Here is a 24,926-nt window from a genome sequence, read left to right as displayed (position 1 = left end):
CATGGCGTATTTTCTGGCATTCGACGCAGGCACCGGCAGCGGCCGCGCCGTTCTGTTTGACGAGGCGGGCGAAGAGGTCTGCGCGTCGGCACAGGAATGGTGGCACGCCTCCGACCCGCGCTATCCCGGATCCATGGATTTCGATACCGCAGGTAACTGGGCCGCACTGGCGCGTTGCTGCCGAGAGGTGATCGCAACATCCGGCGTGGACCCCAAAGACATCAAGGCCGTCAGTGCCACGGCCATGCGCGAAGCCTTCGTGCTTCATGACAAAACAGGTGCGGAGATCTGGGCCTGCGCCAATGTCGATGCCCGTGCCAGCGACGAAGTGCGCGCGCTGAAGGCCGATCATCCGGATCTGGAACACGACATCTATGCGCGTTCCGGCCAGACCTACGCCCTTGGCGCGTTGCCGCGATTGATCTGGCTGCGCAAACATATGCCCGACGTGCTGGAACGGGCGCAGTCACTAACCATGCTGTCGGACTGGGTACTGTACCGTCTGTCAGGCAGCCTCACGTCCGAACCGTCGAACGCGGGTACCACCGGCCTGATCGGCCTACAGGACCGCAGCCCGTTGCGCGGCATCTTCACCCTGATGGACCTGCCACCGGACCTTATCCCGCGCACCGTCAGCACGGGCGAGGTTATCGGGGAAATACATGCCGCCGCCGCCAAGGAAACCGGCCTTGCACAAGGCACATTGGTGGTCGCAGGTGGCGGCGATTGCCAGACCGGCGCATTAGGGTTGGGCGTGGTGAACGAAGGCGACTGCGCCGTAATGGGCGGCACCTTCTGGCAACAGGTGGTCAACGTACCGTTGAACCTGACAGACCCCACAATGAACCTGCGCATCAATCCGCATGTGGTGCCGGACCTCAATCAGGTCGAGGCGATCAGCTTTTTCACGGGCGCGGTCATGCGCTGGTTCCGCGATGCTTTCGGCCAAGGCAAAAGCTATACCGAGCTGGAGGCCGCATCCAAATCCGTACCTGCTGGCGCGTATGGCATCATCCCCATCTTTTCCGACGTCATGCGCTATGGCGAGTGGTTCCATGCCGCGCCTTCACTGTTGAACCTTTCGATTGATCCCGAACGCTCCGGCCCCGAAGCGATCTTTCGCGCGCTACAGGAAAACGCTGCCATCGTCGCCCACCGCAATCTGGAAGCGGTGTTTGATCTGACCGGTCGACGGCCCGACCGGATCGTCTTTGCAGGTGGTGCGTCGAAGTCCCCCCATTGGGCGCAAATCCTTTCCGATGTGACCGGCCTGACTGTGGCAACACCACGCGTCAAGGAAGCAACCGCACAAGGCTGCGCCGCCGCCGCTGCAACCGGCGCGGGCCTGTTCCCGACGCTGCGCGATGCGGGCAGCAGTTGGGCAAAGATCGAGGCGGAGTTCACTCCGAACCCCGACCTGCGCGACCTTTACGCAGACGCCGGCGCACGTTGGGCCAAGGCCTATGCCGTGCAGCGGGAACTCGTCACCTCAGATGTAACAACCTCAATGTGGCAGGCCCCTGGCACCTGACGCCCGGCCCCATACCGATCATTCACGAAAGGATTTCCATGCTTATTCAACTCGTCAACATTCAGGTGGAGGATGGCAAGCGCGACCGGTTTCTTGAGGCGTTTACCATCAACTGCAACGGCACACGACAAGAGCCCGGCAACATCCGCTTTGACCTGCTGCACGATCCAGAGGATGCCAACAACTTTTTCGTCTACGAGATTTTCGAAAGCGAGGCCGCGTTGGATGAGCACCGCAAGACCGCCCATTACCAGACCTGCGTCGAGATGATCGACCCGATCACGATTGGCGGCCGCACCAAAACCTATTTCACGCCGGTTCTGGTTCAGTAAACGTGGGCAATGACTGGCAAGCAGGGGGACATTCCCCCTGCGGGGTGTGGTGTCATCCCACCTCTGTCCGCCTGATATTTCTAAGAGACGTCGCTAAGACCGTCCCGCTAGGCTAGGCGGCACCCTTCCATTCCGTCGGGGTCACATACACGATCCCCTCATCGGCACTGACCATCACTTCGCCGTCCTGAATGTTGATCTGGATTTTCATCGCGCGGCTGGCCAGCTTGGCCAACGCCGCGGTGTCCGCCTCGGCAAAGTTCACCACCCGAAGGTTATCAAACCGCGTGGTGCTGTTCTTGACCTTGTCCCACCACATTTCGGCCGTCCGCCCACCATAGGGATAGACGATCACCTTGCCCGCCTTGCCACATGACTGCCGGATCACTTTCTCGCTCGGCAGCCCCAAGGCCACCCAGACATCAAGTTCACCACTCAGGCTTTTCTGCCAGATATCCGGCTCGTCATCCGTCGACAGCCCCTTGGTCATTTCCAGATTTTCATGGGCGTTCAGCGCAAAGGCGACAATCCGCACCATCATCCGCTCATCCGTTTCTGACGGATGTTTGGCTACAGTGAGCTTGTGCGTTTCGTAGTAGTGACGGTCCATGTCCGAGACCGAAAGCTCGACTTTATAAATGGTAGCCTTTTGCGCCATGATTTGCCCCGATCCTTTGGTGATTGGCCTGCCTACTCTGTCCCGTAGCCTTTGGAAAGCGGCCAATGGAACAGTGGTCGGGGCGGAAAGAGGACATCAGCGGCGCATGGGCCGAGCTCTGCTTATGCCGCCTCAACGGCGGGTAGCGTCACATCGGCTTCCTTGAGCTGTTGGGCGACGATCTCATTGAACGTCATGTTCGGGTTTATCTCGGCGAGCATGCCAACTTTTATCCAGAACTCCGCCTGCGCGTTGATAGACCGGCACATCACCGTGCTGGCTTTGCGGATATCCTCGTGTAGCCCGTCGCCGATTTTTACGATGCCCATTGATGCGTCCTCTTACGGTATGTATACGAAACATATACGAATCGTATAGCGGGTGATTTGTCACCAGTATAGGGAAAGAACGCCAGATGGGCAGCTATATCAACGTACCGGTAGCCCCCGCCGCCAAGGATGCGCGCCGAACGGAAAGCATCAAGCTCTATGGGCCAGACGCTTTTGAGGGAATGCGCCGCGCAGGCGCCCTGACCGCTGCCTGTCTGGACGGCGTTGCGGATCTGATCCGCCACGGCATTCCCCTGTCCGACATCAATTCCTATGTTTTGGACTTCGCGGCATCACATAATGCGATACCTGCGACCCTTGGTTACAAGGGCTACGAATATGCCTGCTGCACATCGGTTAACCACGTTGTGTGCCACGGCTTCCCCAACGAGAAAAAGCTGCGCGACGGGGATATCGTCAACGTTGACGTGACACTGATCGTTGACGGCTGGCACGGCGATTCAAGTCGGATGTACGCGGTCGGCAAACCCAAGCGGGCGGCAGAGCGGCTTATCCAGATCGCGCACAAGGCGATGATGCACGGGATTGAAGCCGTGCGCCCCGGTGCGCGGCTTGGCGATATCGGTCATGCGATCCAGTCCTATGCGCAGTCAGAACGCTGTTCGGTCGTGCGCGACTTCTGCGGCCATGGCATTGGGCAGGTTTTCCACGACTCTCCCAATATCCTGAACTTCGGCAAAGCCGGAGAAGGATTGGAGCTGCGCGAAGGTATGATTTTCACAGTCGAGCCAATGATCAATCTGGGGCGTGGTGAGGTAAAGATGCTGGCAGATGACTGGACGGCAGTGACCCGCGACAAGTCCTTGTCCGCTCAGTTTGAGCATTCGGTAGGTGTGACCGCTGACGGGGTCGAAATCTTCACTCATTCTCCAAAGGGCCTTCATGCGCCCGGTGTTGAGATTGAAATGGCAGCGTCTTAACTGCCGTTTGTTTCGGCCGCCGCATCCTAATTCGCGGGACAGCAGCCGTACCTTCATCACTCCCGAATAGATTGACGCAGACCTGCTTCGACGATAGGCAACGCCCCATGGAAAACACGATGATCATCGCAATCACATGGTGGCTGGCCTCCTGACAGGGTGGCCGGATGACCGAACGTATTCCGAGGCCGCCGCAGGGGCGGCCTTTTGTTTTCCAAGCTTCCCGATGCGCGGCCTCTCATTTCATGAGAACACCCAAAATGAACAAATCAACAATTCTGACAGGCGACCGCACGACGGGGCCGCTTCACATCGGGCACTACGCGGGCTCGCTCGCCAACCGGCTGCGATATCAGGACAGCCATGAACAGTTCCTGCTGCTGGCCGATACGCAGGCGCTGACCGACAACGCCCATGATCCGCAGAAAGTACGGCGCAGCGTGATTGAGGTCGCGCTCGATTATCTGGCGGTGGGCATTGATCCCGCGCGCACGACGATCTGCCTGCAATCACATCTTCCGGCGCTGGCCGAGTTGTCGATGCTCTACCTGAACTTCGTGACAGTTGCGCGGCTGGAACGGAACCCGACGATCAAGGACGAAATCCGCGCACGCGGGTTCGGGCGCGATATTCCCGCAGGTTTCCTCTGCTATCCGGCGGCGCAGGCGGCAGACATTACGGCCTTCAAGGCAACGGTCGTGCCTGTGGGCGAGGATCAGGCCCCGCTGATCGAACAAACGAACGAGATCGTGCGCCGGATCAACGCAACCGCAGGCAGCCCCGTGCTACCCGAAGCGCGGGCAATCATCCCCAAGGCAGGCAGATTGCCCGGCGTTGATGGCAAGGCCAAAATGTCGAAATCCGGCGGCAACGCCATCGCCCTGTCCGCCTCGCCCGAAGACATCCGCGCCGCCGTCAGGGCGATGTTCACCGACCCTAACCACCTGCGCGTCGAAGACCCGGGACGTGTCGAGGGCAATGTGGTCTTCACCTATCTCGACGCCTTCGACCCCGACCAAGAGGCGCTTGCCGACCTCAAAGCGCACTATCAGCGCGGCGGGCTTGGCGACGGCAAGATCAAGGCGCGTTTGGAAGCGATCCTGCAAGAGCTTATCGCCCCGATCCGCACGCGCAGAGCGCAGCTCTCCGAAGACCGCGGATACATCCTCGAGGTAATCAAGGAGGGCACGAAACGGGCGAGAGAACGCACCGAGGCGACCAAGCGCGAAGTGGTGAGTGCCTTGGGGCTGTTCCAGTTGTAGGTGGCTACGGCAGGCGCGCCGCTGCTTTGGTCGATACGTCCTCCACTCCCCATACGGCAAGACAAGGTCGAACCGACGGCGCCATATCTACAGGTCCAAAAAACAAGGGAACCGAGCATTTCCGCCCGGTTCCCTTCTTTTGCTTGCAAGCTGGCTAGTTAAGCTCGGTCGCTGGACGCTTATTTTCCGTCAGAACCGCCCTCACCCGCACTTCGAAAAGCCGCACGACGCACAAGTCATACATCCTTCGACCATGCGCAACTCATAGCTGCCGCAACTGGAACAAGCCGCCCCGCGCGGTTTGCTCATGCCGGTCACTTCCGCCTGCGGATCGGATTTCAGCCCCATGCCTTCACCGGCAATGAACCCTGTGGCGATCATGTGCTGCTCGATCACACCACCAATCGCCGCAAGGATCGACGGAATGTACTTACCGCTCATCCACGCACCACCACGCGGATCGAACACGGCCTTCAACTCTTCCACCACGAAACTGACATCGCCCCCGCGCCGGAACACGGCCGAGATCATGCGCGTCAGCGCAACGGTCCACGCGAAATGCTCCATGTTCTTGGAATTGATAAACACCTCGAACGGACGACGGTGCCCGCCAATCACCAGATCATTCACGGTGATGTACAGGGCATGCTCACTGTCGGGCCACTTCACTTTATAGGTGTTGCCCTCCAGCGACTTCGGCCGGTCAAGCGGCTCGGCCATATAGATGACGTCGCCATGGGGCTGCATCGGTTCGGCATCGTCATTCGCGATCACCTCCGCGCCTTGCGCCTCACCCGTCAACGCATCGGTCGTGGTGCCAAGCGCCGCCGCAATCTTCTCAAGCGTCGCCTGCGAGGGCGCCTTGTCCTCCGACTTCATCGAGTGCACGTAACCGGCGCTCAACTCGGCCTTCAACGACACCGCCTGATCGCTCATGTCGAGAGTCGCAGCGATGCGTCGGATATTCTCGTAGACCGTTGCCGCTGCTGGCTTCTTTTCGTCAGAAATACTCAAAACCGATCCGGTCACAGCATTCGGACGGTATGTGGTGCAGCCCTTACAGCCCTGATCCCACGCCGCCATATACACATCCTTGAAAGCATCGAAATCGATGTCCTCTGGGCAGTTGATGGTCTTGGAAATCGACGAATCCACCCACTTCTGCGCCGCGGCCTGCATCTTCACGTGATCAGCCGGTGCCAATGTTTGGGCGTTGACGAAATAGTCGGGCAAAGGCGCATCGCCCTTCAGGTCGCGCCACATCTGCACCGCGTAATCCACCACTTCCTCTTCCGTGCGCGACCCGTCCTTCTGCAAGACCTTGCGCGTATAGGCATAGGCAAAGACCGGTTCGATCCCCGAACTCACGTTGCCAGCATACAGGGAAATCGTGCCCGTCGGTGCGATAGAGGTCAGCAGCGCGTTGCGGATGCCATGTTCCGCCACTGCGGCGCGCACATCCTCGTCCATCGCCTGCATGGTCCCCGACGCGAGGTAGCCTTCTGCGTCAAACAGCGGGAAAGCACCCTTTTCCTTCGCCAGTTGCACCGAGCTCAGGTACGCGGCGCGGGCGATCGCTTTCAACCATGCCTCGGTCTGACGCGCCGCCTCGTCGGAGCCATAGCGCAACCCGACCATCAACAGCGCATCGGCCAGCCCTGTGACACCAAGGCCGATCCGGCGCTTGGCCGCGGCCTCGCGGGCCTGCGCCTCAAGCGGGAATTTCGATGCATCAACGACATTGTCCATCATGCGCACGGCTGTTGCGACCAGATCGCTCAGCCCCTTTTCATCCAAGGCCGCCGCATCGCCGAACGGATCCGTCACCAGACGCGCAAGGTTGATCGAGCCGAGCAGACATGCGCCATAGGGCGGCAGCGGCTGTTCACCACAGGGGTTCGTCGCAGCGATGGTTTCGCAATAGTTCAGGTTGTTCGCTTCGTTGATGCGGTCGATGAAAATCACACCGGGTTCGGCGTAGTCATAGGTGGCGCGCATGATGCTGTTCCACAGATCGCGGGCCTGCACCGTGCGATAAACCGTGTCGCCGAATTTCAGATCCCACGACCCGTCCGACTTGACCGCGTCCATGAACGCATCTGTCACCAGGACGGACACGTTGAACATGCGCAGCCGCGCTGCGTCCGACTTGGCCGAGATGAAATCCTCGATATCGGGATGGTCGCAACGCATCGTCGCCATCATCGCCCCACGGCGTGAACCGGCAGACATGATGGTGCGGCACATCGCGTCCCACACGTCCATGAACGACAACGGACCGGACGCATCTGCCGCCACCCCTTTGACGTCCGCCCCTTTGGGCCGGATGGTCGAGAAATCATACCCGATGCCGCCGCCCTGCTGCATGGTTAGCGCGGCCTCTTTCAACATCTCGAAAATGCCGCCCATGCTGTCGGGGATGGTGCCCATGACAAAGCAGTTGAACAGCGTCACGGACCGCGCCGTGCCCGCACCTGCCGTGATCCGGCCCGCAGGCAGGAATTTGAAATCGGCCAGCGCTTCGTAAAACGTGTCTTCCCACGCCTCTGGCTTGTCCTCGACCTTGGCCAGATCGCGCGCGATGCGGCGCCAGCTATCCTCGACAGTTGTGTCGATGGGCGTGCCGTCAGACTCTTTGAAGCGGTATTTCATGTCCCAGATCTGTTCGGCGATTGGCGCGGCAAAGCGTGTCATCAAGGCGTCCCCTAAGTGGCAGTCGATTCTGTATCAAGCGTGAAAGAGCGCTACCCTAACATGCCCCACACGTTGCTAAAACACCTCTCGGTGCTACAATATGAAGTGTGGGCAAAGGGTGACTCCGTGAAAAACTATATTAACCTGATTAAACTGTCCGTTGGCAGCGAAACCTTTGACGATATTGTCGCATGGCAATCGACCAAACGCGCACAAACAAAGGACGGTCTGCCCCGCCACGTCACCCGCATGTGGCCCAAGCGCGAGGAAGAGATCCTTGCGGGTGGCTCCATCTTCTGGGTGATCAAGGGCGTAATTACGTGCCGTCAACGTATCCTGCGGCTGGACGAACATATCGGTCAGGACGGCATCCGGCGCTGTGCCATCGTGTCAGACCCCGAACTGATCCGCGTGCAATCATCTCTCAAACGCCCGTTTCAGGGCTGGCGCTATCTCAAGCCCGAAGATACGCCGCCCGATCTGCCCAAAGGCCGCGAGGATGAAGAACCCTTGCCCGCCGAACTGAACCGCGCGTTGGCCGAGATCGGCGTGCTGTAAGCGCCCTGCGCAAAAATTTTCGAAATTATCACACTTTGCTGAAACTCTTGGCGGCGCTGCCCCGTGGGTATGGTCAAGCATCCAAACAAAACGGGTGTTCAACCGACAAAAAGCAAAGGGTTAGATATGAAGACGTTTACACTTGCCGCCGCTCTTGCCACCGTGGCCACAGCTTCTTTCGCAGACGGACACGCCACACCGATGGTAACGGCCGCTAACCAGTCCGTTGCCAATGGCGTCGTCAGCGCCGATTCCATCACCGCCGCCGAAAACGGCTGGCTGGTCGTACACCGCACCGATGCCGAGATGAAGCCTGGCCCCGTTGTCGCCTACGCCCCGATCCGTGCAGGCGAAACCAAAGACGTCGCCGCGATCCTGACCGAAGAAGTTGCAGCAGGCGAGATGCTGATGCTGATGGTCCATTCCGAAGCGGGCGGCATGAAAACCGGTATCTTCGAATACACACTGGGCGCCAAGGAAGACGGCCCCATCCGTATCGATGACAAGCTGGTCATGACTGTCATCACCGCGGAATAAAGTTTTTAACGAGTGCCCCCCAAGTGACGAGTTCTCACCCGGCCCGGCAACGGGTCGGGTGACCTTCAAATATTTGCGGTTTCTCTGGTTTCTCTAGCCAGCAGGGATTTGACACAGTATCTCAGGGTCATGTTGACTCCGGCAGATATTGAACAGCTGATCGCACGCACGGCCCTCAAGGACCGCAAGGCGTTTTCCGCGCTTTATGATGCGACCAGCGCCAAGCTGTTCGGCGTGTGCCTGTCCGTCCTGCGAAACCGCGCCGAAGCCGAAGAGGCTGTGCAAGACGTGTATATCCGCATCTGGAACAAGGCCGACCGATACGCCGTCACAGGCCACAGCCCAATGACGTGGCTGATCGCTGTGGCGCGCAACCTCGCCATCGACCGTCTGCGCGCGCGCAAGGTTCCGGCCAGTTCGCTGGACAATGCCATGGAAACCTCTGATCCCAGCCCCGGCCCCGAGGCCAGCGCCATCGCAGGCGCAGAAGCCCGTCGCGTGCTGGACTGTATGGATGAACTTGACGCCGACAAGGCACGCGCCGTCAAAGGTGCCTATCTGAACGGCGACACCTATCAGGATCTCGCGACGCGTTTTGACGTCCCCCTTAACACAATGCGTACATGGCTGCGCCGGAGCCTTGCCGCCCTGCGCGCCTGTCTGACCCAATGACCGAAGCAACCGCCCCTTCCGATCCCGACATCCTCGCCGCGGAATATGTGCTGCGCCTGTTGGACGCCGACGAAACGCGTGCCGCCGAACAGCGTATGCTGTCAGATACCGCGTTCCGCGATCTTGTTTACGAATGGGAACGGTACTTTACATCGCTGGCCGTCGGGTTCGAAGAAGTCCGCCCGCCCGCCATCATCAAGAAACGCGTGCTCGCCGCCGTAAATCCTCCGTCCCGCCGCCGCCAACGCGGCCTGTTCGGTCTGCTGGCCGCAGGCGCCTTTGCTGCCGTGGTAGGTGTCGCATTGTTCAGCCCCGCGCTGCGCACACCGCAAGCGCCCGTGCCGCAGTATCAAGCGGAACTGGTCTCTGAATCGGGCGATCTGGTCATCAATGCAGGCTTTGCACCGGATCAGGATCTGCTGGTCATCTCGCGCCTGTCGGGCACTGCGCGACCCGGTCGTGCGCTTGAACTGTGGCTGATCGCAGAAGGCGCGGCCGCGCCTGTGTCGCTGGGTGTGCTTGGCGATGCTGAAAGCGTCACGATTCCGGTTAGTGCAGAGATCGCCAGTGGCCTGCCAACAGGCACGCTCGCCGTGTCGGACGAACCGCTTGGCGGCTCACCCACGGGCGCACCCACGGGTGATGTTCTGGCCGCCGCCGCTGTCAGCGCGCTTTAACCCAGCAGTTTAAGCAAAGCGCGCAGATCGCAGCGTTCGCTGTCATCCAGTGCGGCAATCCGGCTGCGCCACAGCGTCGCCTGCGACGCCAGTATCAGCCCGTCCGACAGCACCTTTAAGTGGTTGGCCCGCAGCGTGTCGCCACTGGTCGTGATGTCGGCAATCGCCTCGGCAGTCTCGTTGGCAATCGTGCCCTCGGTCGCGCCTTGGCTGTCCACAAGTTGATAATCCGACACACCGGCATGGCGCAGGAAATCACGGGTCAGGCGGTGGTACTTGGTTGCAATGCGCAGGCGGAACCCGTGGCGCGTGCGAAAATCCGACGCCACCGCATCCAGATCATCGGTCAAATCCACGTCGATCCAGCATTGCGGCACCGCAATCACCAGATCGGCAAAGCCGAACCCCATCTCTTCGATCGGTTCGACCTGCTGTTCCCACAGGGGCAGCTTTTCATGGATCAGATCGGTGCCTGTCACGCCAAGGTGGATGCGCCCCGCCGCCAGTTCGCGCGGGATTTCCCCCGCCGACAGCAACACCAGTGACACACCGTCAACGCCTGTAACAGCGCCCGCATATTCGCGATCCGACCCCGTGCGTGTCAGGGTGACACCGCGTTCAGCGAACCATTCAAAGGTTTTTTCCATCAACCGCCCTTTGGACGGCACACCCAGCTTGATTGTCATTGCGCGCCCTCCAGAAGGGCCATCAGATCGGGCCGCAGCACCGCCCCGACAGCAGGAATGGCCGACCCGTTACCAAGACGACGGGTCAGCGCGTCATAGCGCCCCCCCGTGGCAACAGCCGGAAGATCGGGGCGGTTGTCGGCGTAAAAGCCGAAGACAAACCCGTCATAATATTCCATCGACGTGCGCCCATAGCTCGCCTCGAACTCTAGCGCGTCTACATCGACGCCCCGTGCGGCCAAGGCGCCCGCGCGCGCATCCAGCCGCGCAACAGCCGCGCCAATCGCGGGCAGGTCAACCGACAAATCGCGCAATTGCGACAGGGCAAAAGGCAGCGTTTCACGTACCGACAGCAAGGCATCCAGACACTCGATCTCGACGGCGCTGATCGGGGGCTGGGCCGCATCCTCAACCAGCAGCGCAATGCGCGCGTCAATCTCGGACTGGCTGCGGACACCTGCGGCGGGACCGCATGGCGCAACCTCGCCCGCAAGCAAGGCGCGGCGGCTTTCGGGCACAGGGACGCGCGCCGCAAACCGGTCAAGCAAGGCGCGGAAACGGCGCGGACGCCAGATGTGGCGGCGCAATGCGGCCTTGCGGCGGGCGGTGGTGTTCAGCCCGTCAACAGCCGCCATAAGAATACCGATATCCCCCGTCGCGGCGCGCAGATTCAGTGGCGCCACAACATCCGCGATCGATGCGAATACCTCGGCATCCGCACCAGCGGGGTCTTCTCGGTCAAAAACTTCGTACCCGACCTGTAGATACTCGCTGGCGCGATCCGGATCGGTTTCCTGACGGCGAAACACCTCGCCCGCATAGGTATAGCGGGCAGGCTCGGCCCCGTGAGCCATGTGCATCTGCACCACCGGCACGGTGAAGTCTGGGCGCAGCATCTGCTCGCCCCGCATCGCGTCGCTGGTCACATAGGCGCGGGTGCGGATATCCTCGCCATAAAGGTCCAGCAACAGGTCAGCCGATTGCAGAATAGGCGGGTCCACCACCACGGCACCGTTGGCCGTGAACCGGTCCCGCAAGGCCAATGCCCGTGCGCGCATATCGCTCATCCGTTCAAAATCTCGCGCACCTTGGCCAGCATCTCTGTGCGGGGCACTTCGAACTGGCTGGGGCGGTCTTTCCACTCTTCGTGGGTCGCGGTTTCCGCGATCTTGGCACCAAGGATCAGATCCTTGATCTGCACCACGCCACGGTCCTTCTCGTCACCACCTTCGATGATCGCGATGGGCGAGTTGCGCTTGTCCGCGTATTTCAACTGGTTGCCGAAGTTCTTGGGATTGCCCAGATAAACCTCGGTGCGGATGCCCGCCTGACGTAGTTCGGCCACCATGGCCTGATAATCGGCCATGCGGTCGCGATCCATTACGGTGACTACGACGGGGCCATGATCCGCCACATCGCTGCGCCCCGTGGCGCGCAACGCGGCCAGCAAGCGGTCGACCCCGATCGAAACGCCCGTCGCAGGCACTTCCTGCCCCGTGAAACGCTTGACCAGATCGTCGTAACGCCCGCCACCGGCAACCGAGCCGAAGTTGCGCGGACGCCCCTTTTCATCTTTGATCTCGAATGTCAGTTCGGCCTCGTAGACTGGGCCGGTGTAATACCCCAAACCACGCACAACGGACGGGTCGATGATGATCCGGTCAGGTCCGTAACCTGCCGCATCCAGCAGGGCGGCAATCTCTTCAAGCTCCGCCACGCCCTTTTCGCCGATGTCAGAGCCCGCAACCAGTTCCCGCAGCCGCGCAACTGTCGCCGCACCTGTGTCGCGGCGCGCATTCATAAAGCCCATGACGACCTCGGCCTTGTCATCGCTCAGGCCCGCGCCTTCGGTGAAATCACCGCTGTCATCCTTGCGCCCTTCGCCCAGCAACGCGCGCACGCCGTCGGGTCCAAGGCGGTCCAGCTTGTCGATGGCGCGCAACACGATACCACGTGCCGCATCCTTGTCGTCGCCGGCAAGGCCCGCGACCTCCATCACTCCGTTCAGAACCTTGCGGTTGTTGATGCGGATCACATAGTCGCCGCGCGCGATCCCAACCTCTTCCAGAGTGTCGGCCAGCATCGCGCAAATCTCGGCATCTGCCGCCATGCTCGCCGTGCCAACCGTGTCCGCATCACACTGATAGAACTGGCGGAAACGCCCCGGCCCCGGCTTTTCGTTACGCCAGACAGGCCCCATCGTATAGCGACGGTACGGGTTGGGCAGGTCGTTGCGGTGCTGCGCATAGACCCGCGCAAGAGGCGCAGTCATGTCATAGCGCAGAGCCAGCCAGTCGCCGTCCTCTTCCTGCCACGCGAACACACCCTCGTTCGGGCGATCCACATCCGGCAGGAACTTGCCAAGCGCCTCGACCGTTTCGACCGCGCTGCTTTCCAATGCGTCAAATCCGTAGCGATGATAGACCCCCGCGATCTTCTGCAACATCGCGGCACGTTCGGTCACATCCGTACCGAAGTAATCAGCGAAACCTTTGGGCGTTTGGGCCTTGGGGCGCGGGGTCTTTTTCGGCTTGGCCATAGCAGCTCTCCGGACAGGGTTCGGGCGCGTCGATACCGCAGGCAGGGAAAGGGGGCAAGGTGCGCGACTTGCGCAATCACGCGGAATGCCCCACATGGGGATCATGAACACGCGCATCGACAGACTCGAAGAACAAATCGCCCACCTGACCCGCACGGTCGAGGACCTTTCCGACATCGTGGCGCGACAGGAACGCGAACTGGCCATCGTCACGCGCCGCGCGCAAATTCTGATGCAGCGCGAAGCGGAACGCGAAAGCCAAGGTGGCGGCGGTGTTGTCGTCGGCGACGAGCGTCCGCCGCACTATTAAGTCCGACCCGCGCGCTGTCTGAAAACGGCCCTTCGGGGAGGATTTTTTGGAACAGAGAAGCCGGACCTTGTTCACCGATTATTAAGGTTAATGCCTTTGACTGAAGGCGCGCAGGGAGCAGGGATGCGAACCTGCGTGAACGGAGAAGGCTCTTGATCCATCGCGATCAAGGGCCGGACCCCTTCATTCTCTGTTCCTAAAAAATCCTCCCCGAAGGGTCGGGTGGCAATTGCAGCCCGCGTCAGGGCGTTTTCACGGCAGCGGCCAGCAGCGCCCCGTCATGCAAAAGCATATCAGACCAGCGCGCGTTTTCACCGAAGTTTTCATAGACGCTGATGAAAGCGGTGGTCTTTTCCAGCCGCGCCATCTTGCTACCACACGGGGCATTGCGCTTGGCGTTGCAGACCCCGTTCTTGACCTTTTCATAGGCCTGATCGGTTGATGAGTAAGGATATTCCTCTGCTGGCAGGCCATAGCGCAGTTGTTCATGGAAAGCGGGCGCGCCGAAGATTGCGAGGGACGCGGTGAACTGGCGGGCACAGTTGTCCTTGAACCCCGTGACGTAAAAGGTGCGGGCATAGGGGGCGTTCGGCGCGCTGTCATAGAGGCGATAGCTCTTGCCTGCGGCCACATCAATCGGGTCGCCCAATTCGTTCATGCGCAGGTCGCACACGCGGCCCACTTCGCCGAAGGGTAGCGGCGTGCCCATCTCCACATCGGCCAGCGCCATGCCAGCGTTTGGCGGCGTCGCGCGCATTCCGAACAGCCCCCTGCGTTTCGCGGGTTCGACCAGATCCTGCGCGGGAGCTGTCGAAGCATCTGTCGCGACGATCTTGGTATCCGCGTCCGCGGCTTTGGCGAGGACGACGGTATCGGCCTCAGCTTCCTGACTTTCAGACGTCTCGGGTTGCGTCTGCGCCGTCTCGGCGGCGGCCTCGCTCGTCGCGGCCTGTTTCAGCCAGCCGAACACGCCTTTGCGGGCGGGCGGTTCTTTGGGCGTTTCGGTGGTGCCTACTTCGGCGGCTGCGCCCTCTTCCAACGACGGTTCACCGCTTGCCGCGCCCTCGGCCGCTTGCGGTTCTGTGGTGGATGGAAACAAACCTGCCAGCACGCTTGCCTCGCGGTCCAACTCTGCCTGACTGGGCAAAGCCGCGCTGGAAGGTTCATCCGGAATCGCCGCTCCATCGGACACTTTTTCAACACCAGAAAGCGGATCGCCACATGCCGCCAGCAAAAATGGCATCAAAACCAGTAGACCGAATATACGCATGGGTGGACCTGTCCTCTCGGGGCACAGACTTAACGTCGCGATGCAGGCGCGTCCAGCCGAGCGGCCAAAAGGCGCCTACATCTCCTGGACTTCGACCACGCCGGTAAGGGACTTGATCGCCCCCTTGATCTGGGGGGTCACGGGGTATTCCGCGCCGAGGTCCATTTCGACCTCTCCGGGCAGGCTGTCATCCATCAAACATACGGTAATCGGCCCGCGCCCTGCACTTTTCGCAGCACTTTGCGCCCCTTCCAGCACCGTCGCAACCGATCCGAGAGCGCCCACCGCATCCACAAAAATGCGCAAGCCGATGCCACCCACATCCGCCACCACCGTGTCGATAGGTGCGACCGATCGCCCCAGAAGTTTCAACTGGTCGGATTCCATCGTCGCCTCGACCGTGACGATCACCTTTTCACCCGTGACCAGAAAATCCTGCGCCTTTTCGAGGCTTTCCGAAAACAGCGTGACCTCGTAGGCCCCCGTCGTGTCCGACATCTGGCAAAAGGCAAACCGGTTGCCGCGCGCAGATTTGCGCACCTGCAATCCCGCGACCACTCCGGCGAGCTTGGCGATCAGCGGCGCGCCTTCGGCCTTGGCGGTCACCTCGTCCAGCGTGATGACGCCCTTGCGTTTCAGCGGGCCCATGTAATCGTCGAGCGGGTGACCGGAGAGGTAGAAACCCACAGCCTTGAACTCCTCGCCCAGACGTTCGGCAGGCAACCAGTCGTCCACCGGCAGCAGGCGCGGTTCGGGCAGGTCATCGCCCGCCTCGCCGAACAGTGACACCTGATTGGAATTCTTCTGGTCAAAAATCGCCGCCGAATAGGCACTAAGCGCATCAAGCGCGTCAAACACGCGCCGCCGGTTCGGATCAAGCTGGTCAAAGGCCCCTGCCCGCGCCAGCATCTCCAAGGGTCGCTTGCCCACCCGTTTGAGATCAACGCGGCGCGCAAAGTCGAACAGCGTGGCAAACGGCTTGTCTCCGCGCCCTTCGACCACCAGCCGCATTGCCTCGACCCCGACGTTTTTCAACGCGCCAAGCGCATAGACCAGCGCCCCGTCCACCACTTTGAACGTCGCATCAGACCGGTTCACGCAGGGCGGCACATAGGGCAGTTTCAGCGCCTTGCGCACTTCCTCGAAATACACCGCCAGCTTGTCGGTCAGGTGGATATCGCAGTTCATCACACCGGCCATGAATTCGACCGGATGGTTCGCCTTCAGCCATGCGGTCTGGTAACTGACCACTGCATAGGCCGCCGCGTGCGATTTGTTAAAACCGTAGTTGGCAAACTTGTCGAGAAGGTTCCACACCTCGATCGCCTTGGCCTCGTCCACGCCGTTTTCGGCAGCACCTTTCAGGAACTTCGGACGTTCGGCATCCATCGCTTCCTGAATCTTCTTACCCATGGCACGGCGCAACAGGTCAGCGCCCCCAAGGGAGTAGCCCGCCATTTCCTGCGCGATCTGCATCACCTGTTCCTGATAGACGATGATGCCTTGGGTCTCGTCCAGAATATGGTCGATGGTCGGGTGAAGTTTCTCGCGTTCAGACTGGCCGTTCTTGACCTCGCAGAACTTCGGAATGTTTTCCATCGGACCCGGACGGTACAGGGCCACAAGGGCGATGATGTCCTCGATACAGTCGGGTTTCATCCGCTTGAGGGCGTCCATCATCCCCGAGCTTTCAACCTGAAACACCGCGACCGTCTTAGCCGAGGCATAAAGCTTGTAGCTCACCGGATCGTCCAGCGGGATGCCCCCGATGTCGTTCTCCATCCCCTCAGCGGGGGTATAAAGTTCGGTCCCGTCTGCCGCCACATGCAACGGCCGCCCAGAGGCAAGGATCTGGTTCACCGCGTTCTGGATCACGGTCAGGGTTTTCAGACCCAGAAAGTCGAACTTGACCAGCCCCGCTTGTTCGACCCACTTCATGTTGAACTGGGTGGCGGGCATGTCGGATCGCGGATCCTGATACAGCGGCACCAGCGCATCAAGGGGGCGGTCACCAATCACCACACCGGCGGCGTGGGTCGATGCGTTGCGCAACAGCCCCTCGACCTGCTGGCCGTATTCCAGCAGGCGGGCCACCACCTCTTCGTTGCGGGCCTCTTCGCGCAGGCGCGGTTCGTCTGCCAGCGCCTTCTGGATGCTGACAGGTTTGACGCCCTCGACGGGGATCAGCTTGGACAGGCGGTCCACCTGCCCATAGGGCATTTGCAACACGCGCCCGATGTCGCGCACGGCGGCCTTGGACAGCAGCGCACCAAAGGTGATGATTTGGCCCACCTTGTCGCGCCCGTATTTGCCTTGAACATAGCGGATCACTTCCTCGCGCCGGTCCATGCAAAAATCGATGTCGAAGTCGGGCATGCTGACCCGTTCGGGGTTCAGGAACCGTTCGAACAGCAGCGCATAGCGCAACGGATCAAGGTCGGTAATGGTCAGCGCATAGGCCACCAGCGACCCCGCACCGGACCCCCGACCCGGACCGACGGGAATATTCTCGTCCTTGGCCCATTTGATAAAGTCCGCAACGATCAGGAAGTAGCCCGGAAACCCCATGCCCTCGATAATGTCGAGTTCGAAATCGAGGCGTTTCTGGTATTCCTCGACGCTCGCCGCATGGGGAATGACCTTCAGACGCTCGAGCAGACCCTCATTGGCCTGACGGCGCAGTTCCTCAATCTCGTCGTCCGCAAACTTTGGCAGGATCGGGTCGCGGCGATAGGCCATAAAGGCGCAACGCCGCGCGATCTCGACCGTGTTGTCGATGGCTTCGGGCAGGTCGGCAAACAGGGTCACCATCTCGGCCTGCGACTTGAAATAGTGCTGCGCGGTCAACCGGCGGCGCGGCTCCTGCTGATCGACATAGGCGCCTTCCGCGATACAGATCAGCGCATCGTGGCTTTCATACATGTCGGTCTTGGGGAAATAGACATCATTGGTCGCGACCAATGGCAGGTCCATCGCATAGGCCATCTCGACAAAACCGCGCTCGGTCAGCCGCTCGTTTTCCGGCGCGCCGCTTTCGCCCGGATGGCGCTGCAACTCGACATAAAGCCGGTCCCCGAACACATCCGCCAGACGCGTCATCAATGCCTCAGCGGCGGGGCGCTGTCCGGCCTGCAACAACATGCCCACAGGGCCATCCGGCCCGCCAGTCAGACAGATGATATCGCTAGAATGGCCCGCCAGTTCCTCGACCGTGACATAGGGCAACTCGGACCCCTCGCGCAGATACAGGCACGAGTTCAATTTCATCAGGTTTTCGTAGCCCGCCTCGGACTGCGCCAGCAGCACAACAGGGGCCGGATCGCGCGGGCGTTCACCCGGACGGGGTGTTACATATTGCACATCCACCTGACAGCCGATGATCGGCTGCACCCCCGCCCCCGCCATCCCGACCGAGAATTCGAGCGCAGCAAACATGTTGTTCGTGTCCGTCAGCGCAATGGCAGGCATGCCCGCGCCGCGCACAAGATCGGGCAGTTTCTTCAGGCGCATCGCCCCTTCCAGCAAGGAATACTCGGAATGGGTGCGCAGGTGAATGAATCGGGGGGTATCGGTCATGTCGCGCAGACTAGGCCCAGCGCCCGCCACTATCCAGTGGTGGCGCAAACTTATGCACACCAAATCCGCACTGGCGCGGAAAAGTGCAAACGCTCTTGCCAACACGGGCGGGTGGCGCATAGCCTCTATGCAATCTGCTCTGGCATCCACCTCTACGCCGCATCGAGGTCCCGCCACATATTCAAGAGCGCAAGGTACCGCGGCAGGTCACATTCATGCGCACGACATTTCTTCTCAACGGAAGACAGGTCACGGCGGACACGTCCCCCACCACCACATTGCTCGACTGGCTCCGCGAGGACCAAAGACTGACCGGCACCAAGGAAGGCTGCAACGAAGGCGATTGCGGTGCCTGCTCTGTCATGGTCACCGACGAAACGGGCGCGCATGCGCTCAATGCCTGCATCCTGTTCATGCCACAGCTTGAAGGGCGCGCCGTGCGCACCGTCGAAGGCATCAGTGCACCGGATGGCACCCTGCATCCGGTCCAAGAGGCGATGATCGAACATCACGGCAGCCAGTGTGGCTTCTGCACGCCCGGCTTCATCACCACCATGGCCTGCGCCCACCTGAACGGCCAGACAGACCACGACACACAACTGGCCGGGAACCTGTGCCGCTGTACCGGATACGCCCCGATCATCCGCGCCGCCAAACAAGCCGAAACCGCACCCGTCCCCGACCACATGAAAGATACCCCGCCTCTTTTGGCCAAAAATACTGCGGGGGAGTCCGCAAGGACGGGGGCAGAGCCCCCTACAACACCTGACGCTCTTGCCACGTGGATGGACGAGAACCCTGACGGCACCCTGATCGCGGGCGCAACCGATGTGGGCCTCTGGGTCACCAAAGGCTTTCGCGATCTCGGGCCGGTGGCCTTCCTGAACCGCATTCCCGAACTGGCTGGGGTTACTGTCACCGACGATACGATCCGCATCGGCGCGATGACCAGCTTGCGCGATCTGCAAAAAGCCATAACGCCGCACCACCCCGCCTTTGGCGAGTTGATCCGCCGCTATGGCTCAGCACAGGTGCGCAACGCCGCGACCATCGGCGGCAACATCGCCAACGGCTCACCCATCGGGGATGGGCCGCCTGCCCTGATTGCCCTTGGCGCGACGCTGCACTTGCGCAGCAGCGCGGGCCCGCGCGAGATGCCGCTTGAGGAATTCTTCCTCGACTACGGCAAACAGGACCGCGCCAAGAACGAATTTGTCGAGGCGATCAGCGTCCCACGCGTGCCGGACCACCTGCGTTGTTACAAACTCTCCAAACGGTTCGATCAGGACATCTCGGCCGTCTGCGGCTGTCTCTGGATCGAGGTCGAAGATGGCACAGTCACGCAGGCGCGGCTTGCCTTTGGCGGCATGGCGGGCATCCCCAAACGCGCCAGCCATGCCGAAGCGGCGATCCTGAACCAGCCGTGGAGCGAGACAACCGTGGCCAGCGCCATGACCGCCCTGAGCCAAGATTTTACGCCCATGTCCGACATGCGCGCCTCTGCGACCTACCGTCTTGAGGCGGCGCAGAATATGTTGCTGCGCGCATGGCTTGAGGATCAGGGACAGGCCACCAGTGTCTTGGGGGTCACAGCATGAGCGTCGCCAAACCCCTGCCCCATGATGCCGCCCACCTGCATGTCACGGGGGCTGCCCGCTATGTCGACGACATGCCCACGCCCACCGGCACGCTGCATCTTGCCTTTGGCCTCAGCCCGTCGGCCTGCGGTACTCTGACCGCGTTTGATCTGGACGCCGTGCGCGCCGCTGATGGTGTGGTTGCAGTGCTGACGGCGGCGGACCTGCCCTTTGCCAATGATGTCTCGCCTTCGGCACATGACGAACCGCTGCTGGCCACGGACACGGTGCACTACATGGGCCAACCGGTCTTTCTGGTGATCGCACAAAGCCACCTGCAAGCGCGCTTTGCCGCGCGTCAGGGGCGGTTCGAGATCGAGGACGGCACGCCGATTTTTTCCATCGAAGACGCGCTGGCAGCAGATTCCCGTTTCGAGGATGGGCCGCGCGTCTATGCCCGAGGCGACGCGACCAATGCGCTCGACAAGGCCGAGAACACGCTAAGCGGCAGCATCCATATCGGCGGGCAGGAGCATTTCTATCTCGAAGGGCAAGCCGCCCTTGCCCAACCGGGGGAAGACGGGGACATGCATGTCATCTCTTCCACCCAGCACCCGACCGAAATCCAGCACAAGGTGGCCGAGGCCATCGGCCTGCCTATGCATGCCGTGCGTGTGGAAACACGGCGCATGGGTGGCGGGTTCGGCGGTAAGGAAAGTCAGGGCAACGCGCTGGCCGTCGCCTGCGCCATCGCCGCACGCGCGACCGGACGGCCTTGCAAGATGCGCTATGACCGCGACGACGATATGATCGTTACGGGCAAGCGGCACGATTTCCGCATCGATTACGATGTCGGTTTTGAGGACGACGGGCTGATTACGGCGCTAGACGTGCGCCAGTTCACCCGCTGCGGCTGGGCGATGGATCTATCGCTGCCCGTGGCCGACCGTGCCATGCTGCACGCGGACAACGGATATTGGCTGCCCGATGTGCGCATCGAAAGCCACCGCTTGCGCACCAATACCCAAAGCGCCACCGCCTTTCGCGGCTTTGGTGGCCCGCAGGGGATGCTGGGGATGGAGCGGATCGTGGATCACGTCGCGGCTGAGCTTGCCCTTGATCCGCTGGTGGTGCGCCAAAGGAACTTTTATGCCTCCGGCGGCAGTATTTCCGGCCAAAAGATGCAGACAACGCCCTATGGGCAGCCGGTGGATGATTTCATTCTGGACGGGTTGGTCAAGCAGTTATGCGAAACGTCGGACTACGCGGCGCGGCGCGAGGCCGTTGCAGCGTGGAACGCTGCCAATCCCGTGCTGAAGAAAGGCATCGCGCTGACGCCTGTGAAGTTCGGGATCAGTTTCACCCTGACCCATCTCAATCAGGCGGGGGCCTTGGTGCATGTCTATGCCGACGGATCGATCCACCTGAACCATGGTGGCACCGAGATGGGACAGGGCCTGTTCCAGAAGGTTGCGCAAGTGGCGGCGAGCCGTTTCGGCGTACCGCTGGAGATGATCAAGATCACCGCGACCGATACGGCAAAGGTGCCCAACACCTCGGCTACGGCGGCGTCGTCGGGCAGTGACCTGAACGGCATGGCGGTCAAGGCCGCCTGCGACACAATCCGCACCCGTATGGCGGAACATCTGGCCGAGTTGCATCAATGCGATGTGGCGGATGTCGTCTTTGCCGATGGGCATGTGCGGGCGGGCGGGCACAGCTATAGCTTTGCCGAGGTTGCGGCCCTTTCCCATCAGGCGCGCATCAGCCTGTCCTCGACCGGATTTTACAAAACGCCGGATATCGAATGGGACCGGATCAAGGGCCATGGCCGGCCGTTCTTCTACTTCGCCTATGGCGCGGCGGTGACCGAAGTCGTGATCGACACCTTGACCGGAGAGAACCGGATATTGCGTACCAACATTCTACATGATGCAGGCGCGTCGCTGAACCCTGCGCTGGATATCGGGCAGGTCGAGGGCGGTTACGTGCAGGGCGCCGGATGGCTGACAACCGAGGAACTGGTCTGGGACGATCAGGGGCGTTTACGCACCCATGCGCCGTCCACCTACAAGATCCCCGCCTGTGCGGACCGGCCCGATGTGTTCAATGTCGCCCTTTGGGACGGCGAAAACCATGCCGATACGATCTACAAATCCAAAGCGGTGGGTGAGCCGCCGCTGATGTTGGGCATCTCAGCCTTTCTCGCGCTCAGCGATGCGGTTGCGTCCTGTGGCGCCCACTATCCCGACCTGCACGCCCCCGCCACGCCTGAAGCGGTGTTGCGCGCCATTCACAGGGCGCGCGGCGATGTTTGACCGCGCCGCCCTTATTGCCGCCTGCGAAGCGCATGGCCGCGTGGTCCGCGTCGTGGTCAGCGCCGTGTACGGGTCGGCACCGCGTGAAGTAGGTGCCGCGATGCTGGTCTGGGCCACGGGGCAAAGCGGCACGATTGGCGGCGGGGCATTGGAATATGACCTGAGCCGCGCCGCCCGCACCCTGACGCAGGACACCAGCACCCGCCACGCGCTTGGGCCCGATCTGGGGCAATGCTGTGGCGGCGCGGTGGAGGTGTTGAGCGAAGTATATGACCTAGCCCGCGCGCGCGCCCTGCCCGAAGATATCGTCGCACGCGGCCCTGACCCGATGCCGATGGCAGTCCGGCGGGTGCTGAAAGAGGCACGCAATCAGGGGCAGAAGCCAAAGGCTGCGCGCATCGACGGCTGGATGGTCGAACCTGTACAAAGCCGCGCCCGCGAGGTCTGGATCTGGGGCGCGGGCCATGTGGGGCGGGCCATTGTCGACGTGCTTGGCCCCCTGCCCGATCTGGCACTGACATGGGCGGACACAGCACCCGACCGGTTCCCCGATGCGGTACCGACCCATGTGCGCACCGTTCCGGCCAGCGACCTGCCGCGCCTGGCCGCCCACGCGCCTGTTACGGCGGAACACCTTATCCTGACCTATTCGCACGACATTGATCTGGCCCTATGCCATGCCTTGTTGCAACGCGGCTTTGCGCAGTGCGGGCTGATCGGGTCGGCCACAAAATGGGCGCGGTTTTCCAAGCGCCTCGCCGCATTGGGCCATGACAGCGCCCAAATCGCGCGCATCACCTGCCCGATCGGAGACCCCTCTTTGGGCAAACAACCACATATGATTGCGATTGGTGTGGCGCATCGGCTACTTTCAGCGCAACAGCACGAGACACGCACAGCAAAGGCGCGCGCATGAGCACACAACTTCTTGGCCTGCGCGGCCTGACCAAGGCCTATCCCGGAGTGGTGGCGAACGATTCCGTCACGCTTGAGATCGGCGTCGGGGAAATCCACGCACTGTTGGGGGAAAACGGCGCCGGCAAGTCCACGCTGGTCAAAATGATCTATGGTCTGGTCAAACCCGACAGCGGCACGATGCAGATGCACGGGCAGGATTTCGCGCCGACAGATCCACGGGCGGCACGCGCCGCAGGGATCGGCATGGTGTTCCAGCACTTTTCCCTGTTCGACGCACTGTCCGTCGCCGAAAACATCGCGTTGGGCATGGAAGCGCCACCGCCAATGCGTACTCTGGCCGCGCAAATTCGCGAAGTGTCGGAAACCTATGGCCTGCCTTTGACGCCGGATCGCCTTGTCGGTGACCTGTCTGCGGGTGAACGCCAACGGGTCGAGATCATCCGCTGCTTGCTGCAGGAACCCAAGCTGCTGATCATGGACGAACCGACTAGTGTTCTGACCCCGCAAGAGGTCGACATCCTGTTCGAGACGCTGCGCAAGTTGAAGTCAGAAGGCACCGCGATCCTTTATATCTCGCACAAGCTGGAGGAAATCCGCAGCCTATGTGATGCGGCGACGATCCTGCGCGGCGGCAAAGTGGTTGGTACCTGCGTGCCGCGGGACACATCCGCACGCGAGATGGCCGAGTTGATGGTCGGCACCACCCTCGCCAGCCCCAAAAGCAGCGCGCACGACTTTGGCGAGGTGGTGCTGTCGACGAAAAACTTGAGCGTGGCGTCGCCCTCGGCCTTCGGGATGCCCCTGCGCGATATTTCGTTCGAGGTGCACGCGGGCGAGGTGCTGGGCATTGGCGGCGTCGCGGGCAACGGGCAGGACGAATTGCTGGGCGTGATGTCGGGCGAGCTGCCTTGCGGGCACGGCATGGTGACGTTCAAGGGCCGCGACCTGTGTGCCGACGGCCCCGAAGCGCGGCGCGGCCTTGGAGTGCTGAGCGCCCCCGAAGAGCGGTTGGGCCACGCGGCAGCGCCGGACATGTCGCTGATCGAAAACGCGATGCTGACCGGCGCAACCCGCGAAGGGCTGGCACGGCGCGGCATGTTGAATTGGGGCAAGGCACGAGACTTTGCCGAACGTATCATCGCGGGATTTGACGTGCGCACCCCCGGCCCTGCCACGGCGGCACGATCCTTGTCGGGGGGGAATTTGCAGAAGTTCGTGATCGGTCGTGAAGTGTTGCAGCGCCCCGATGTGCTGATCGTGAACCAGCCCACATGGGGCGTGGATGCCGCCGCTGCCGCGTCGATCCGGCAGGCGCTGCTTGATCTGGCCTCGGGCGGGACGGCGCTGGTTGTGATCAGTCAGGATCTGGACGAGTTGATGGAAATCTCGGACCGGTTTGCGGCCCTGAACGAAGGGCGGCTGAATGCGCCACGACCGACTGCGCAGCTTGATGTGGAGCAGATCGGCCTGATGCTGGGCGGCGCGCACGGGATGGAGGTTGCACATGTGTGATCTGTCGGACCGTGCATATTTGAAGAACA

At 61.5% G+C, this 24,926-nt stretch carries 21 protein-coding genes; 13 read left to right on the top strand and 8 right to left on the bottom strand.

The window, feature by feature from the left end:
- Position 1: 1 nt before the first annotated feature.
- The gene (gene lsrK, locus AC6GQJ_RS13550; RefSeq protein ID WP_500769107.1) at positions 2-1,531 is read left to right on the top strand and encodes an autoinducer-2 kinase; all 1,530 of its coding nucleotides are present in this window, start codon (positions 2-4) and stop codon (positions 1,529-1,531) included.
- A 38-nt stretch (positions 1,532-1,569) separates the two neighbouring features.
- Positions 1,570-1,863: an antibiotic biosynthesis monooxygenase gene (locus AC6GQJ_RS13545; RefSeq protein ID WP_500769105.1), complete on the top strand. Its 294-nt coding sequence runs from the start codon at positions 1,570-1,572 to the stop codon at positions 1,861-1,863.
- A gap of 112 nt (positions 1,864-1,975) precedes the next feature.
- Here the strand turns inward: AC6GQJ_RS13545 and AC6GQJ_RS13540 are convergent, their stop codons facing one another.
- Both AC6GQJ_RS13540 and AC6GQJ_RS13535 read right to left on the bottom strand, forming a co-directional pair.
- A complete protein-coding gene (locus AC6GQJ_RS13540; protein WP_500769103.1) occupies positions 1,976-2,521 on the bottom strand; it encodes a YaeQ family protein in 546 nt (181 codons plus the stop codon).
- 122 nt (positions 2,522-2,643) lie between these two features.
- A complete protein-coding gene (locus tag AC6GQJ_RS13535) occupies positions 2,644-2,850 on the bottom strand; it encodes a ParD-like family protein (RefSeq protein ID WP_500769101.1) in 207 nt (68 codons plus the stop codon).
- An 86-nt stretch (positions 2,851-2,936) separates the two neighbouring features.
- On the opposite strand from AC6GQJ_RS13535, the gene map reads away from it, so the two are divergent.
- Both map and trpS read left to right on the top strand, forming a co-directional pair.
- On the top strand, positions 2,937-3,791 hold the full coding sequence (gene map, locus AC6GQJ_RS13530; protein ID WP_500769099.1) for a type I methionyl aminopeptidase: 855 nt from the start codon (positions 2,937-2,939) through the stop codon (positions 3,789-3,791).
- Positions 3,792-4,051: 260 nt separating this feature from the next.
- Positions 4,052-5,053, top strand: coding sequence for a tryptophan--tRNA ligase (gene trpS / locus AC6GQJ_RS13525; RefSeq protein ID WP_500769097.1), 1,002 nt, complete (start codon positions 4,052-4,054; stop codon positions 5,051-5,053).
- A gap of 201 nt (positions 5,054-5,254) precedes the next feature.
- On the opposite strand, the gene AC6GQJ_RS13520 is transcribed toward trpS, so the two are convergent.
- A complete protein-coding gene (locus tag AC6GQJ_RS13520; RefSeq protein WP_500769095.1) occupies positions 5,255-7,747 on the bottom strand; it encodes an adenosylcobalamin-dependent ribonucleoside-diphosphate reductase in 2,493 nt (830 codons plus the stop codon).
- A 126-nt stretch (positions 7,748-7,873) separates the two neighbouring features.
- On the opposite strand from AC6GQJ_RS13520, the gene AC6GQJ_RS13515 reads away from it, so the two are divergent.
- The 4 genes from AC6GQJ_RS13515 (at position 7,874) to AC6GQJ_RS13500 (ending at position 10,191) form a co-directional block, all read left to right on the top strand.
- Entirely contained in the window at positions 7,874-8,305 is a 432-nt protein-coding gene (locus tag AC6GQJ_RS13515) for a DUF1489 family protein (protein WP_500769093.1), read from the top strand.
- Positions 8,306-8,431: 126 nt separating this feature from the next.
- On the top strand, positions 8,432-8,842 hold the full coding sequence (locus AC6GQJ_RS13510) for a DUF7282 domain-containing protein (RefSeq protein ID WP_500769091.1): 411 nt from the start codon (positions 8,432-8,434) through the stop codon (positions 8,840-8,842).
- 129 nt (positions 8,843-8,971) lie between these two features.
- Positions 8,972-9,514, top strand: coding sequence for a sigma-70 family RNA polymerase sigma factor (locus AC6GQJ_RS13505; protein WP_500769089.1), 543 nt, complete (start codon positions 8,972-8,974; stop codon positions 9,512-9,514).
- Positions 9,511-10,191, top strand: coding sequence for an anti-sigma factor (locus AC6GQJ_RS13500; protein ID WP_500769087.1), 681 nt, complete (start codon positions 9,511-9,513; stop codon positions 10,189-10,191). Before AC6GQJ_RS13505 ends, AC6GQJ_RS13500 begins: the two co-directional genes overlap by 4 nt.
- Here the strand turns inward: AC6GQJ_RS13500 and hisG are convergent.
- From hisG to hisS, 3 genes are read right to left on the bottom strand one after another with little or no spacing between them, the layout of a single operon-like run.
- Positions 10,188-10,877: an ATP phosphoribosyltransferase gene (hisG, locus tag AC6GQJ_RS13495; protein WP_500769085.1), complete on the bottom strand. Its 690-nt coding sequence runs from the start codon at positions 10,875-10,877 to the stop codon at positions 10,188-10,190. The two genes, AC6GQJ_RS13500 and hisG, sit on opposite strands and share 4 nt — an antisense overlap.
- Positions 10,874-11,935, bottom strand: a complete 1,062-nt coding sequence (locus AC6GQJ_RS13490; protein ID WP_500769083.1) for an ATP phosphoribosyltransferase regulatory subunit — start codon at positions 11,933-11,935, stop codon at positions 10,874-10,876. Before AC6GQJ_RS13490 ends, hisG begins: the two co-directional genes overlap by 4 nt.
- Positions 11,936-11,940: 5 nt before the next feature.
- Complete coding sequence (hisS, locus tag AC6GQJ_RS13485; protein ID WP_500769081.1) at positions 11,941-13,416, bottom strand: histidine--tRNA ligase; 1,476 nt, start codon at positions 13,414-13,416, stop codon at positions 11,941-11,943.
- A gap of 115 nt (positions 13,417-13,531) precedes the next feature.
- Between hisS and AC6GQJ_RS13480 the strand changes: the two genes are divergently transcribed.
- Complete coding sequence (locus AC6GQJ_RS13480; protein WP_500773925.1) at positions 13,532-13,726, top strand: SlyX family protein; 195 nt, start codon at positions 13,532-13,534, stop codon at positions 13,724-13,726.
- A 241-nt stretch (positions 13,727-13,967) separates the two neighbouring features.
- Here the strand turns inward: AC6GQJ_RS13480 and AC6GQJ_RS13475 are convergent, their stop codons facing one another.
- Entirely contained in the window at positions 13,968-14,996 is a 1,029-nt protein-coding gene (locus AC6GQJ_RS13475; protein WP_500769079.1) for a hypothetical protein, read from the bottom strand.
- Between the two features lie 75 nt (positions 14,997-15,071).
- A complete protein-coding gene (gene dnaE / locus AC6GQJ_RS13470; protein ID WP_500769077.1) occupies positions 15,072-18,572 on the bottom strand; it encodes a DNA polymerase III subunit alpha in 3,501 nt (1,166 codons plus the stop codon).
- A gap of 215 nt (positions 18,573-18,787) precedes the next feature.
- Here dnaE and xdhA point away from each other — a divergent pair, with 215 nt between their 5' ends.
- Genes xdhA through AC6GQJ_RS13450 form a run of 4 tightly spaced genes read left to right on the top strand, consistent with a single transcriptional unit; the run spans position 18,788 to position 24,897 of the window.
- Positions 18,788-20,170 carry a xanthine dehydrogenase small subunit gene (xdhA, locus tag AC6GQJ_RS13465; RefSeq protein WP_500769075.1) on the top strand — a complete coding sequence of 461 codons (1,383 nt, stop codon included), beginning with the start codon at positions 18,788-18,790 and terminating at the stop codon, positions 20,168-20,170.
- On the top strand, positions 20,167-22,467 hold the full coding sequence (gene xdhB / locus AC6GQJ_RS13460; RefSeq protein ID WP_500769073.1) for a xanthine dehydrogenase molybdopterin binding subunit: 2,301 nt from the start codon (positions 20,167-20,169) through the stop codon (positions 22,465-22,467). The genes xdhA and xdhB overlap by 4 nt, the downstream gene beginning before the upstream one ends.
- Entirely contained in the window at positions 22,460-23,383 is a 924-nt protein-coding gene (gene xdhC / locus AC6GQJ_RS13455; RefSeq protein WP_500769071.1) for a xanthine dehydrogenase accessory protein XdhC, read from the top strand. Before xdhB ends, xdhC begins: the two co-directional genes overlap by 8 nt.
- Positions 23,380-24,897 carry an ABC transporter ATP-binding protein gene (locus tag AC6GQJ_RS13450; protein ID WP_500769069.1) on the top strand — a complete coding sequence of 506 codons (1,518 nt, stop codon included), beginning with the start codon at positions 23,380-23,382 and terminating at the stop codon, positions 24,895-24,897. The genes xdhC and AC6GQJ_RS13450 overlap by 4 nt, the downstream gene beginning before the upstream one ends.
- Positions 24,898-24,926: the final 29 nt, after the last annotated feature.

The organism is Tateyamaria sp. 7Alg 36 (genome assembly GCF_059882455.1).
The sequence above is the reverse complement of the archived record's forward strand: the minus strand, read 5'-3'. Positions and strand labels throughout refer to the sequence as shown.

Bases quoted from the DNA above. Each gene is read 5' to 3' on its own strand.
- xdhB (WP_500769073.1), top strand. From the start codon at position 20,167: ATGAGCGTCGCCAAACCCCTGCCCCATGATGCCGCCCACCTGCATGTC.
- map (WP_500769099.1), top strand. From the start codon at position 2,937: ATGGGCAGCTATATCAACGTACCGGTAGCCCCCGCCGCCAAGGATGCG.
- AC6GQJ_RS13490 (WP_500769083.1), bottom strand. From the start codon at position 11,935: ATGCGCGCACGGGCATTGGCCTTGCGGGACCGGTTCACGGCCAACGGT.
- AC6GQJ_RS13500 (WP_500769087.1), top strand. From the start codon at position 9,511: ATGACCGAAGCAACCGCCCCTTCCGATCCCGACATCCTCGCCGCGGAA.
- lsrK (WP_500769107.1), top strand. From the start codon at position 2: ATGGCGTATTTTCTGGCATTCGACGCAGGCACCGGCAGCGGCCGCGCC.
- xdhC (WP_500769071.1), top strand. From the start codon at position 22,460: ATGTTTGACCGCGCCGCCCTTATTGCCGCCTGCGAAGCGCATGGCCGC.
- AC6GQJ_RS13510 (WP_500769091.1), top strand. From the start codon at position 8,432: ATGAAGACGTTTACACTTGCCGCCGCTCTTGCCACCGTGGCCACAGCT.
- AC6GQJ_RS13540 (WP_500769103.1), bottom strand. From the start codon at position 2,521: ATGGCGCAAAAGGCTACCATTTATAAAGTCGAGCTTTCGGTCTCGGAC.
- hisG (WP_500769085.1), bottom strand. From the start codon at position 10,877: ATGACAATCAAGCTGGGTGTGCCGTCCAAAGGGCGGTTGATGGAAAAA.
- trpS (WP_500769097.1), top strand. From the start codon at position 4,052: ATGAACAAATCAACAATTCTGACAGGCGACCGCACGACGGGGCCGCTT.
- AC6GQJ_RS13520 (WP_500769095.1), bottom strand. From the start codon at position 7,747: ATGACACGCTTTGCCGCGCCAATCGCCGAACAGATCTGGGACATGAAA.
- dnaE (WP_500769077.1), bottom strand. From the start codon at position 18,572: ATGACCGATACCCCCCGATTCATTCACCTGCGCACCCATTCCGAGTAT.
- AC6GQJ_RS13475 (WP_500769079.1), bottom strand. From the start codon at position 14,996: ATGCGTATATTCGGTCTACTGGTTTTGATGCCATTTTTGCTGGCGGCA.
- AC6GQJ_RS13535 (WP_500769101.1), bottom strand. From the start codon at position 2,850: ATGGGCATCGTAAAAATCGGCGACGGGCTACACGAGGATATCCGCAAA.
- AC6GQJ_RS13450 (WP_500769069.1), top strand. From the start codon at position 23,380: ATGAGCACACAACTTCTTGGCCTGCGCGGCCTGACCAAGGCCTATCCC.
- xdhA (WP_500769075.1), top strand. From the start codon at position 18,788: ATGCGCACGACATTTCTTCTCAACGGAAGACAGGTCACGGCGGACACG.
- hisS (WP_500769081.1), bottom strand. From the start codon at position 13,416: ATGGCCAAGCCGAAAAAGACCCCGCGCCCCAAGGCCCAAACGCCCAAA.
- AC6GQJ_RS13505 (WP_500769089.1), top strand. From the start codon at position 8,972: ATGTTGACTCCGGCAGATATTGAACAGCTGATCGCACGCACGGCCCTC.
- AC6GQJ_RS13545 (WP_500769105.1), top strand. From the start codon at position 1,570: ATGCTTATTCAACTCGTCAACATTCAGGTGGAGGATGGCAAGCGCGAC.